Source organism: Leptospira johnsonii, from assembly GCF_003112675.1.
Taxonomy (GTDB): domain Bacteria; phylum Spirochaetota; class Leptospiria; order Leptospirales; family Leptospiraceae; genus Leptospira_B; species Leptospira_B johnsonii.
The window spans coordinates 303,145-315,523 of sequence record NZ_BFAY01000005.1 but is presented as its reverse complement, the minus strand read 5'-3'; the positions used below and the strand labels follow the sequence as shown (position 1 = coordinate 315,523).

The following is a 12,379-nucleotide window of genomic DNA, read 5'->3' as shown; positions in this document are numbered from 1 at the left end:
TTATTCCAAAATCCCAGGATGAGCATCTGTCAAAGCGCAACCAGGATCACGATAAGGCTTTCCCAAATATTGGCTTACCGACCAAACCCTCGAACCGTATTCCATTTTTGAATATGCAGACTTTCGAATTTTGTTTCTGGTATCGTTTATACCAGGACCGGATGAAGTATAAATAAACTCATCCCAAAGTTCTCCACTGTATGGATCATAAACTCTGAGAATATTCGATCCAGAAGAAGGTAAACTGAAACTTGTATCCTTCCAAAACTCGGTTTGCGGAAAACAAATAGATTTTCCGGAAGAAAGGACAGTAAGGCTTTCTTTCTCCAAAGGTAAAAGAATAGAAATTACAGTTCCGTTTCCTTGGATAATCTCTAGATAAGCAGAATCGGGATAGTTTTCAGAAAGCGATACAAACTCCAGAAATCTATCTTTAGAAATCGGATCTACTCCTTGGTAAGATCCCATCCACGAAACTTCTGAAAATTTAGCTTTGTCTACTTCCTTTCTTGGACAAAACTTTCTACCTGCAGAAGTCCTGGAATTTTCCAAACCGATCTCTGACTGTACATAATCAGAATCTGCATTTACATATGGATGAAGAAATATATTTCCATTCTCAAAACAAATACTAACAGTTTCTCCATTCGTTTTTTGGAGAACGATACGAGTCGGACTTCCCTTAGGAGTTTGAAAGTTCCCATCCCAAAGAACCTTCTCTATTCCTTTAGAATTCGATAAGGAAACTTTATCAGTCGCAGCGACAGATTTAAAGATCGAAAAGGAATAAGAAGAATTTCCTAATAGAAATGGAAGATTTCCAATACTAAGCAGCTCCCCTTCCGAAATTTTCCTGGAGATCCTGATCGGGAAAAGATTTTTTCCCCAGTTGATCTTTAAAGAAGAAGGATCACAAATTTTCCTCCCTTTATAGATCAGATCTAAGTATTTCCAATCTTCATGTAAAATATGCTTATGCAATAATCCATTTGGATTCAATTCCTCTAATTCAAAATCATTTGGATCACAACTGGACTTACTCTCAGGTTCGGAGGTTTGATTCTCTCCAGGATCCATACAAAATTTAGAAGAAGTTTCACAGTTAGAGAAAGAATTTCCCTTCCAAGAATAATACGTTTCTCCGAATAGATATCCTGTTCCAGGAAGATTGAACTCGAAAGAAAGACCTTCTCGGGTTAGGCTAAGTTTGCCCGGCTTTTTCAGATCTGCCCATTTGATCCCTGAAAGAGATATCCTTTCGAATGAAGCTGTGTCTTCTGCATAAACCCGTGACTCGTAAGGAGAAAGAAAACCTGTTGTTTTTGGAATTGAAACCTTGGTTCCGAATAAACCTAGTTCCATACCTTCTTCGCAGATCGGGAAAGTGTTTGGATTATAGATCTCAATCCACCTTCCTAAACTGGAGGTTTCACCGAAAATTTCGGTGACGATTGGCAAAGAAGAAACGCAGGTTTCCAAACCGATCTCATTTTTGGCTCGAAGCAAATTTTGGATCTCTTCTTCCAGACCAGGCGCTCTAAAAGAAAGTCCTAGATAAACATCTCTATCTCCAAAAGGAGAAAGAACCAATATGTATGTTCCATTAGAAAGGAAGAATATACTAAATGTTTTAAAATGATTTTTAAGATTGAATTGAGATCTATCCCATGCCAATCGGCTGCTTAAAGAATTAAATTTTCTGTCTCCAATAAGTGCAAATTTGTAGGTTTCAATCTTGTTCTTAATTCCAGAAAACGGATACGTTCCGATCCTGTATTCGGAACCGTCCGAAAGGAGAGAGTTGAATTCAGAAACCAGCGTATCTTCTTTCCAAGAGGAAAGAATTTGTGCAAATTGCGAGATTCCTTCTTCGTTTATGCAGACCTGGATCTTAAAATTGGGATCTTCTCCAGAGGCAAAACAAGTCTGTCCATTCTCTTGGACTAGATCCGAAAGAATCCTCGGATACTCTTTATAGAAAGGATCGTATAGGAACTGGACAGACTTTTCAGTTTCTTTCCAGACTAACTCAGAATCTGAGTCCTGTTTACAAGAAGCCGAAATAAAAAAGATGATTGAGACAAAGGTAAATATCAGTGTTCGCATTTTTCCTCCAGAGCTACTTGTCTGGGGAAAAACTTCTCACTTACGATTTTTAGGAATTAGTTGAGGAATTTTCTGGAATTATGATTCCGTCGGACATAGAGGTGGAATGAAAATAGTTATAAATCTTTTCTGCTAACGCGTCTCCTATACCCGGGACCTTCATGAGTTCTGCTACATTTGCTTCCTCAATCTTTTTCTGACCGGAGAATGATTGTAGTAATAGTTTACTTCTTTTTAGACCTATATCTGGAACTTCTCGGATAAGACCGGTTAAAGCTTCTCGATTTCGTCTAGAACGATGGTGTTCGACACCGAATCTATGTGCCTCATCCCTAAGATGTCGGAGTAATCTCATTCCAGGTGAATTCATATCGAAACTATATGGAGAACTTTCTCCTGGGAAATAGATCTCTTCTCTTTTTTTGGCAAGTCCCACCATAGGAAGATTTGCAGCACCTGCTTCCACTGCAGCCTCACATGCCTTTCCCAGTTGTGTTGGACCTCCATCGATCACGATCAGATCAGGCATGACTCCATCTTCATTGATGATCCTTTGCAATCTTCTGGAAATTACCTCGTGCATCATTCCAGGATCATTGATCCCTTCATGACCTCGGATATTATACTTTCTATAACCCTGTTTGAAAGGTTTTCCTTCCACGAACATCACACCACTCGCCACAGGAAAAGATCCTTGGAAATGGGAAATATCGTAACATTCTATAATATGAGGAGGCTCCTTCAATTGGAACATCTCTTGTATCTCTTTTAAAGCGACAGTTTGGTCCTTATAATGAGTAGCGAGAAGTCTTTCAGTAAGTCCAAGTTCCGCGTTTTTTTCTGCGATCTTTAATAAGGACTTTTTCTCTCCTGCTTTAGGAAATCTTAATTTAGGTCTAAAGCCGGTTTTCTCTTGTAGGAAATCCAACACGGTCTCCCCTTCTTCTTTTAAACCGTATGGAACTACTATACTCGCAGGGATCATTCCTGCTCCCATATAATAATCTCGGAAGAAGGAGGATAATATTTCCTCTTCTGTCGAATTTTGCACACCTTGCAAAGGAAAAGATTTTTTATTATCCAGAAGTCCGCCCCGAACTTCCATAAGAACTACCTGTCCTTCATCCTCTTTACGGGCGAACGCTATCACATCCTCGTCACCGCCATCCATACTCACTACAGTTTGTCTTTGGCGGAAGATCTGCAACCTTCCAAGCATGTCTCTGTACCGAGCTGCGATCTCGAACTCCAGTTTTCCTGAATATTCGTCCATACGTTTAGTGAGTTCGTTTGCTAGGATCTCTTTTTTGCCTTCTAAAAATTGGATTATCTGATTTACAATAACTGCATATTCGTCTTCTGGGACTGTTCCTTGGCAAGGCCCTAAACATCTTCCCATTTGAAAATTCAAACAAGGACGTTTGGGCTTAGGAAGCGGGAGTTTTTGGCGAACTTTCCTGATAGGAAAAATTCTCAAAATCACATCTAAAATTTCCCGAGTGGTTCTTACATCCGTATAAGGTCCGAAATATTTGTCCCCATTGTCTTTTAGTTTTCGCGTGATAAAAACCATCGGGTAAGGTTCCGAAAGTGAAACGCAGATATACGGATATTTTTTATCGTCTTTTAAACGTACATTATATCTTGGATTATGTTTTTTGATCAGTGTAGCTTCTAAAATTAAAGCTTCTTTTTCTGTGGAAGTGGCAAACCAATCCAGATCGAAAATTTCTCTCTGTAAATATCTGGTTTTTAGATCCGTTTGTTTTTCTTTTAGGTAATTGCGGATCCTTTTGTCCAGATTTTTGGCCTTGCCTACATAGATCACCTCTCCTTCCGAATTCTTCCAGAGATAACAACCTGGAGAGCCCGTAAGGTTTTTGAGTTTTTCTACAATCAGAGTATGATTGACTACTTCCGGCATGACTTAATATTCTTCGCCCCAATTGTTTTCGGGCGAGGTTTTTCTTTTTAGACCTGATAAAGACTTAGAAGCGGCCTTTCTTTTAGCTTTTCTTGCCTTATCCGCCTTGGCCTTTCTGATCTTTGCAAGTTTAGGGTCTTCTATTTTGGAAGCTTCTAAAATTTCCGCCTCCAATTTTTCGCACAAAAGAATCCTGGCCTTATATCTATTTAATCCTTGGGTACGATGGATGGAACATTTAATTTCGAGGCCTGTTTTTTTATAAACTAATCGGACGGCAGTCGAAACCTTGTTTACGTTCTGGCCGCCCTTGCCTCCGCTTCTTACGAAAGTTTCTTCCAGATCTGATTCCCGAATGCCTAACTTTCGCATTCTGGAAAGAAGAAGGTTTACTTTTTCAGGAGAAACCGGGAATTTCGCACTCATTTTTATCTCTTTAGAAATTCATCCGGATCGAATTGGCTGAAATAAGGGAATGGTTTTCCGGAATCGTCTAAACATACATAGGTTACTCTACAATCTATGATCTCTCTTATTTCTTTTTTCATCTGGTTCTTGGCAATTGCAGCACTTCGGATGGTGATAGAACTTTTTCCCACTTTTTCTATTTTAGAAAAAATTTGAATAATCTCTCCGAGTAACCCCGGGCTCTTAAAGATCACGTTATCCATCGTTACTGTAACAAGATTAGAATATCCTATTTTTTCGATGACGAACATCGCACAGCCCTCGTCTATCCAAGCAAGCATCTGTCCTCCAAAGAGGAAACCGTGCTGGTTTAAGTCCCTAGACATGACTATATGTTGGGTACTTAATTCCATTCCTTGGATTTTTTCATCTAAAAAGACTTCTACGCTCATTTTGGCCTCTCTAATCTTTGGGTGAAGTGGAAGAAGGACATTCTTTTCTCAGAATACATGTCTCGCAGAATGTCTTATGCGCCTTACAGTATTTTCTTCCTAAAAAAATGAAATATAAAGACAGATCCATCCAGTATTCGGATTGAACATTTTTCATTAGGTCCCTCTCCACTTTTACCGGATCAGTTTGTTTGGTAAGACCTAACTTTTTAGAAACCCTTTTCACATGAGTGTCTACTACGAATCCTTCCGAAATATGATGGATTTCGTTTAAAACTACGTTTGCGGTTTTTCTTCCTATGCCCGGAAGTTTGATCAGTTCCTTGATACTTTTTGGCAATTTGCCATCGTATTCATTGAGAAGTAGATTCGCAAAACCGGAAACCGACTTAGCCTTATTCTTATAAAAGCCTGTAGAATAAATGAGCTTTTCTATCTTCTTTAAAGGAGCGGAAGCAATAGCTTCCAGGGTAGGAAACTCTGCGAATAATATAGGAGTAACCTGGTTTACCCTTTCATCCGTACACTGTGCGGAAAGGATAACCGAGATCGCAAATTCGTAGTCTTTAGAATATTGGAGAGGAGAATTTACGTCCCCGAATTCCTTCCTAAGCAGGAAGTAAATTCGAGAAACATATTCAGGGGTAGCGGAAAAAGAAGGACTAGACTGCCTTTTTTTGGATTCCGACGTACTTTTTGGGGGCAAGTGCTTTTAGTGATTCGCCGTTATCTTTGATCGCTGCCTTGATCCCTTTCTTTTTCAGGGTTCTTAAAGCGCGGGTAGAGATACGAACGGTTACCCAACGATTCTCATCTTCTAAGAAGATACGTTTTTTGATCAGGTTGATTTTCCAGGTTCTACGGGTTTTAAGGTGAGAGTGGGAAACATTGTTTCCTGATATCGTTCCTTTCCCTGTCACAACACATTTTCTGGCCATACTGCGACCATAGTTTTCTTACGTACGCTTATGTCAAGGAATCCAAAAAGATTTGGGAAAAATCCGAGAATTTCTCCCTTTTTCAGGCTTAGTCGCCATCCAGTGGGACCTTCTTCTTTAATGTTTCTAAGACATCTTCAGGAGTATCACAATAAGTGATTAGATTCAGATCTTCAGGATCGATGAGTCCATATTCTATCATTCTTTCCAAATGGAATATCTCCCTCCAGAACTTGGTTCCATACAAGATCACTGGAATTTTACGATTATTGCGACCAGTTTGGATAAGAGTTAAAGTTTCGAATAATTCATCTACTGTCCCGAAACCTCCAGGAAAGGCCACCACTCCCATGGACAATCTCAAAAACCAAAGTTTTCTCATGAAGAAATAATGAAATTCAACGCTGACTTCCGGATCCACATAAGGATTCACGAATTGTTCAAAGGGAAGTCTGATATTCAATCCAAGGCTTGGCCCCCCCGCTTCTTTGGCTCCACGGTTTGCAGCCTCCATAATACCTGGTCCACCGCCTGTGCAGACCGCCATTCTTCTGGTATCTTTTGAAATTTCTTTTCCCCAAGAAGTAATGAGACCTGCAGTTTTTCTGGCTGCCTCATAATAAACGGACATTTCTTTTTGTTTTAAGAATAATTTCCTTTCCTGTTCTGAGAGAGTTCTGGTTTCTTTCTCTCTACATTCGTCCGGACTTAAGATCCGAGCGGATCCGAATAAACAGATCGTATCCTGGATCTTTCCTTCTCTAAAAAGGGACTGAGGATAATCAATCTCCGCAAGAACCCTTAGATGGAATGCATCTATGGATTTTAAAAACTCTTCATGTTCTAAGGACGTTCTTCCCATATTTCTTTCCTTTTTTTAGGGGAAGTTAGGCTTGCCTTTCCCAACTCTATCTATTAACCTATCTCCAAGAATGATCGGACTCAGAAGTTTAAAAGAAAAAATTTTCTCCTGGTTTCGATCCTCCTTTTTTCACCTTTCCATCAAATGGGAAGCGGGAAAGATCAGACTCCAAAAAAGATTGGATCCTTACGTTACAGCCGAATCCCATTCCTATAATTTTCGCAATTTAAACGGTAAAGAATCTGCCACGGCCGAAGACTGGTCGGAAAACCTACCGCCCTTCTCCTTTACCGAAACCGAAAGAGAGGAAGTTTTCCCAAACGCAAAGAGAAAATTCCATCGAATCCGAAAACATAAAGTTTCTCTCTGGTCCTTACTCTTTTTTCTTCCTTGGAAATCCAAGATACGGGAATCCGAACCAAGTTTTAGAGCATTCCATCCAGGAGAAAATTTATTCCAAGAGGAACCACAGAAGAAGGTCCGCAAAAAAGAAACATTCCAGCTCCGAAACAAGCCTTATTTCTGGGAAGTTTGGTTTCCCCAAACAAGCACTCTTACACTTTCTCCATTCGTAATTTGGGAGACCTCCGTTCCTTCCGATCTGTTCCAAGATTGTTTGCCTGAATCCGCTCTTCCTGTAGGCGAACCCGGAAAATGGAAAGTCCGGATCCAATCTATGAGAGTACTTTCTCACCAATTGGGAAATTTATACGAGGACACTTATCCAAGTCCAAACAGAGTTTATAGAACGGAAGTCTGGGTCTACGGACACACAAAAGAACAAGAAATCGATCCGGAAAGACCTTTGCTATTTCCGTTAGGAGTTTGGATCTCTCCAGAACTTTTAAAAGGAGAAGATCCTAGACTTAGACAGGGTTTGCCTTTTAGAACAGGCGAGACTTATTGGAAAATCCAAGGAGAAATTTTAAAAATAGGGATCAGAGGTTTAGAATGGACCTGGAAACCTGCCGGTGAAAATTCCCGCTTCGAAAGTATATTAGAAAGTCCTCATGTATTTCTAGGAAAATCCTATTTCACTTTGGAATCAGGATCATTTATCCGAGACAGACAGATTGCTTATTTGTTCAAAAGAGCGATTGTATCCGATCCTAAACTGCTCCAACGCTCAAGACCTAGACGAAATCTTTCTTCCGTTTCTCCAAATCCGAGTCGGATATAACCTTCTGTTTCAAAATCAGCAGAAGGTAAAACGAATACTCCAGCTTTTTCATACAGAAGATCTGCAAATTTCCGAGACTCTAAACCTGCCTGTAATTTTGCAAAACCTACTACTCCGCCCCTTGGTTCTTTAAAACTTGCAATTCCTGGGAGTTTGTTCGCTCTCACGATCTGGGCGAAGTTTCCCACATTCTGCCGCAAAGTTTTTCTGATCTTACTCTGTAAAAATTTACGATTCTGTAGAAGTTTCAAGGTCAGAAACTCAGAAATCGGAGAAACTGTATGAGTCAGATAATCCTTCATGGATCTAGCTTTCCTGATCCAGTCTTTTGGCCCAATCAACCAGCCGATCCTTAGGCCCATTACGCCAAAACATTTCGTGATAGAACCGGTAGAGATCGAATTTTCACAAATACCAAAACCGCTCCAACCTAGATCCTCTTCTTCCGAAAGAAATCTATAATGTTCGTCGAATAAGATCCAGTTCGAAAAATTTCCGGCGAAACGTTTGATCTCTTTTTTATCTTCTTCTTCAGCGATGATCCCAGTAGGATTATGAGGATGATTGAATACGATTAGCTTGGGAGAATTTTGGAACAGGTTGTTTAGATTCCCTTTTCCGAATCCTAATTCTTTACTTTCTAATCTGGAAAGAAGATTTACTTTTTGGAGATTTGCACCTAGTGATCTTGGAACTTCATACAATGCCTGGAATGCAGGCCAAAATAAGGAAGTAGTATCCCCTTTTTGTAAAAGTAGATGAAATGCGATAAAGAGCGCTTCTCCAGTTCCTGTAGTCACAAGAACCTGATCTGGAGAAACATGATTATAAAGTTTTGAAATTTCTTCCCTTAGATCTTTTCTACCTGAATTGGGAGAATCCGCCAAAGAGAGTTTTCCCAAATCTCTTAGATCCAAATCCAGATATTCTGCAAGCGCATCCAGGTCCAGATTTCTGATCCCACTTTCTCCCAGATTACAAGGAGATTCCGTCCTAAATTTTTCAAGACGATCTTCTATGAAAAATTCTCTTAAACCCACTTCCGGATCATGGTTTACTGATTCAGGAAAGAAGCAACGCAAAAGCTCCAAAAAAGGAAAGTAAAAATAGACCGAGTAATATCCAACCAAGCCCACTTAGGAAAAATCTCAGATCCTTGAGAGCGAATAAGATCTGCTCCGGATCCTTCTCCTCCAAGACCAAGGATTTACGGAAAGAAAGAGAAGCACCGTAACCCAAGATCCCTAAGATAAAAAATAAGACGGCTGATACTGCTTGGATGACAATCTTTCCAGGGGCTTCTTTCAAAAAGGCTCCGAATGTTAAAATTCCAGAAAGTAAAAACAGAAGAAAGGAAATGTTCCTTAATACCGCTCTAAGAGAGTCCAGTTCCCTATGTTGTTCTCGGGAAATTTCATTAGATTCCATACTAATAGAATCGGCGAAAAAACGTCTTGAACCAGGAAGAACTAGATTTTTTATTCCAAGTATAGGGTGAACTAGAGAAATATATGAGCACAGAATCCCACATAGAATCCTGGACCAAAGCCCCCTTTTCTCCCCAGGTGCAAAAGGAAGCGAAAGCCGTCCTGGATAGATACAAAAAGGGAGAAACAAACGGCCTAGAGATCGAGGCCTTTACCGTACCTTTAGAATTCGGAACCGGAGGAATGAGGGGAAGGATCGGAAACGGGATCGGTAGAATGAACGAGTTTACCGTGGGAAAAGCAGCCCTAGGCTTTTCCAGGTACCTGGTCCAAAAATCCAAAAAGCCGATCTTAGTGATCGCTTACGATTCGAGAAGAAGATCCAGGGAATTTGCTGTGGTCACCGCCGGAGTGGCTGCATCTTTCGGGATCAAGGTCATCTTATTCCCCGAGGTAGCTCCTACACCTTTACTCTCATACGCAGTTCGTTATTATAAGGCAACCGGTGGTGTGGTTCTAACTGCATCTCATAACCCACCCGAGTACAATGGATTCAAGGCTTATCTTTCTAAGGGGGAACAGCTTGCTCCTCCGGACGATAAAAAGATCATCCTATTGATCGATAAGGTACAAGACTGGAATGAGATCCCCTTTCTTTCTTCCAAGGACCCGAAATATAAAAAGCTCGTTCAAAAAGCGGGAGAAGATTGTTTTTCTTCTTATCTAAAAGCTCTTAAAAAATCTGGGATTGTATCAGCAAAGGTTACTCCTAAAGAAAGATCTCAAACCAAATTGGTCTATTCTCCTCTCCATGGAACCGGAGGAAAATATATGAAGAAGCTACTACAAGACTTCGGATATAAAAACGTAACCTTGGTTCCGGAACAAAAAGATCCTGATGGAGAATTTCCAACAGTAAAATTCCCGAACCCGGAAGAACCGGAAGCTCTGGAAATGAGTAGAAAGCTTTCCGAAAAGATCGGAGCGGATGCGTTTATCGCAACCGACCCGGATGCGGACAGACTCGGTATTGGAGTGAAAAATCCCAAAGGAGGATATGCTCTTCTAAACGGAAACCAGATCGGTTCCATTCTTGCGGCCTACCTAGCGGAAAAGGTCGGCTCCAAACCTAAAAAAGGAAAAAAACCGGTCCTTGTAAAAACTGTAGTCACCACAGACCTGCAAGCTGAGATAGCAAAGAAAAACAAAATTGCTCTTAAGAATGTTCTAACAGGTTTCAAGTTTATCGCAGAAGTTATGGGAAAACTGGATAAAAGCAAAACCCAGTATTTCCTGTTCGGAGGAGAAGAATCCTATGGTTATCTGCCTGTGGATTTTGTAAGAGACAAGGACAGTTTGTCTTCTGCACTTCTTCTTATGGAAGTCCTTTCCGAAAAAAAAGACCTTCTTTCGTATATGGATGATGTCTATCTTAAGTATGGATTGTACCAAGAAAGTCTAAAGTCTTTGACCTTAGAGGGACTTGCAGGCAAAAAGAAAATCCAAGATTCTCTACAATCTCTTCGTGACAACGATCTGATCGGAAAATCGATCGGCAAAAGAAAGGTCACTGGATTTTTAGATTTCAAGAACAAGATCGCAAAAGGGAGCGCTTCTAAATCTGCGTTTTCAGGTTTGCCTTCTTCCGATGTGATCCAATTAGAATTAGAAGGTCAGGCAAAGCTGACCATCCGTCCTTCCGGGACGGAGCCTAAGATCAAAATTTATTCTTCTTTCAAGAGCAGGACTTCTCCTAAGACCAAAACTGAGATCCCAAAACTCACAGAAAGTTTATTAGCAGAATTGAAAGAAACAGAGTCCTTATTTTTACAATTGGCTGGTTTATCATGAACGAAACTGCATCAGAATTCCAAAAGACAAAAGAACTTTCAGACAAGTATCTTCTAGACTTATTCAATCGTTACCCTGTTGCATTTAGATACGGAGTGAACGAATTATTATTCGATCAAAACAACAAACAATACATAGACTTTTTGAGCGGTGTAGCTGTCACAAATCTTGGACATAGCGACCCGGATATTATAGAAGTTATTCGTAACCAGATAGACAAACTTATGCATACTTCCAATTGGTTCTATTCGGAAGAAGCATCTCGTTTAGCGGAACTTCTCATCCTAAATACATTTCCTGGAAAAGTATTCTTATGCAATTCAGGAACGGAAGCGACAGAGGCTGCATTCAAATTAGCAAGAGCCTACGCGGAACAAAAGCAGATCCACGATCCGATCATCATTTCTCTACACAAAAGTTTTCACGGAAGGTCTGTTTCCGGGATCAGTCTGACAGGGCAGAAAAAACTTCATACCGGTTTTGGAAAACTTTTAGAGGGAATTGAATTTGTCAGTCCCAATAGCGAAGAAGAATTGGTGGAAGCGTTCGAAAGATTTGCGGGAAGAGTGGTAGCATTCATCGCAGAACCTATCATCGGAGAAAGCGGAATCATTCCGCTCTCTCATGGATACATGAACTTAGCTAGAGAATTGACCTCGGAAAACGAGGCTCTTCTGATCCTAGACGAAATCCAAACAGGTTTCGGAAGGACGGGTACAATGTTCGCATTCGAAACATATGGTTTTTCTCCGGATGTAATGACTCTGGCAAAAGGACTTGGTTCCGGATTCCCGATCGGCGCTCTTATAGTTGCGGAAAAATACCAAAACGTTTTAGCGAAAGGAACTCATGGAACCACTTATGGCGGGAACCATTTGGGTGCTGCAATCGCTTATGAAACGATTCGGATCATCCAAACAAGAGACGTCCTCGCTAATGTTAACTCTTGCTCTGAGATTGCATTCAGTCGTTTGAACCAGATGAAACAAAAGAATAAGATCGTAAAAGAAGTCAGGGGAAAGGGTCTGCACATTGGAGTAGAATTAACAATTCCGTCTAGACCGGTCGCAGAAACCTGTCTGGAAAAAGGACTGATCGTAAATGCAACAGGAGATACTGTCATTCGTATCATGCCTCCTCTTACGATCTCTACACAGTATTTAAACGAAGGATTGGATATTATAGAATCCGTCCTAGCGGAAGCACATAAATAAAAAGGAAAACAATATTC

General features: G+C 40.5%; 12 protein-coding genes. 3 read left to right on the top strand and 9 right to left on the bottom strand.

The window, feature by feature from the left end; all coding sequences use genetic code 11:
- The 7 genes from LPTSP_RS02725 to LPTSP_RS02695 all read right to left on the bottom strand — a co-directional run bounded on the left by LPTSP_RS02725 (position 1) and on the right by LPTSP_RS02695 (position 6,690).
- The gene (locus LPTSP_RS02725) at positions 1-2,106 is read right to left on the bottom strand and encodes an LIC11755 family lipoprotein (protein WP_108927301.1); all 2,106 of its coding nucleotides are present in this window, start codon (positions 2,104-2,106) and stop codon (positions 1-3) included.
- A 49-nt stretch (positions 2,107-2,155) separates the two neighbouring features.
- Positions 2,156-4,030 carry an excinuclease ABC subunit UvrC gene (uvrC, locus tag LPTSP_RS02720; RefSeq protein WP_108927300.1) on the bottom strand — a complete coding sequence of 625 codons (1,875 nt, stop codon included), beginning with the start codon at positions 4,028-4,030 and terminating at the stop codon, positions 2,156-2,158.
- A gap of 3 nt (positions 4,031-4,033) precedes the next feature.
- Positions 4,034-4,456, bottom strand: a complete 423-nt coding sequence (locus LPTSP_RS02715) for a peptide chain release factor family protein (protein ID WP_108927299.1) — start codon at positions 4,454-4,456, stop codon at positions 4,034-4,036.
- Positions 4,457-4,458: 2 nt separating this feature from the next.
- Positions 4,459-4,890, bottom strand: coding sequence for an acyl-CoA thioesterase (locus tag LPTSP_RS02710; RefSeq protein WP_108927298.1), 432 nt, complete (start codon positions 4,888-4,890; stop codon positions 4,459-4,461).
- 10 nt (positions 4,891-4,900) lie between these two features.
- On the bottom strand, positions 4,901-5,596 hold the full coding sequence (locus LPTSP_RS02705) for an endonuclease III domain-containing protein (protein WP_108927297.1): 696 nt from the start codon (positions 5,594-5,596) through the stop codon (positions 4,901-4,903).
- Entirely contained in the window at positions 5,553-5,828 is a 276-nt protein-coding gene (rpmB, locus tag LPTSP_RS02700) for a 50S ribosomal protein L28 (RefSeq protein ID WP_020768365.1), read from the bottom strand. Before rpmB ends, LPTSP_RS02705 begins: the two co-directional genes overlap by 44 nt.
- Before the next feature lie 88 nt (positions 5,829-5,916).
- Positions 5,917-6,690, bottom strand: coding sequence for an LOG family protein (locus LPTSP_RS02695; RefSeq protein ID WP_108927296.1), 774 nt, complete (start codon positions 6,688-6,690; stop codon positions 5,917-5,919).
- 31 nt (positions 6,691-6,721) lie between these two features.
- On the opposite strand from LPTSP_RS02695, the gene LPTSP_RS19030 reads away from it, so the two are divergent.
- On the top strand, positions 6,722-7,870 hold the full coding sequence (locus tag LPTSP_RS19030; RefSeq protein WP_135354745.1) for a hypothetical protein: 1,149 nt from the start codon (positions 6,722-6,724) through the stop codon (positions 7,868-7,870).
- Here LPTSP_RS19030 and LPTSP_RS02680 read toward each other — a convergent pair.
- Both LPTSP_RS02680 and LPTSP_RS02675 read right to left on the bottom strand, forming a co-directional pair.
- Entirely contained in the window at positions 7,768-8,910 is a 1,143-nt protein-coding gene (locus LPTSP_RS02680) for a pyridoxal phosphate-dependent aminotransferase (protein WP_108927471.1), read from the bottom strand. The genes LPTSP_RS19030 and LPTSP_RS02680 overlap by 103 nt on opposite strands.
- A 22-nt stretch (positions 8,911-8,932) precedes the next feature.
- On the bottom strand, positions 8,933-9,298 hold the full coding sequence (locus LPTSP_RS02675; protein ID WP_020768199.1) for a hypothetical protein: 366 nt from the start codon (positions 9,296-9,298) through the stop codon (positions 8,933-8,935).
- A gap of 83 nt (positions 9,299-9,381) precedes the next feature.
- Here LPTSP_RS02675 and LPTSP_RS02670 point away from each other — a divergent pair, with 83 nt between their 5' ends.
- Together LPTSP_RS02670 and LPTSP_RS02665 are read left to right on the top strand one after the other, a co-directional pair.
- Positions 9,382-11,148, top strand: coding sequence for a phospho-sugar mutase (locus LPTSP_RS02670; RefSeq protein WP_108927293.1), 1,767 nt, complete (start codon positions 9,382-9,384; stop codon positions 11,146-11,148).
- A complete protein-coding gene (locus LPTSP_RS02665; protein WP_108927292.1) occupies positions 11,145-12,362 on the top strand; it encodes an aspartate aminotransferase family protein in 1,218 nt (405 codons plus the stop codon). Before LPTSP_RS02670 ends, LPTSP_RS02665 begins: the two co-directional genes overlap by 4 nt.
- Positions 12,363-12,379: the final 17 nt, after the last annotated feature.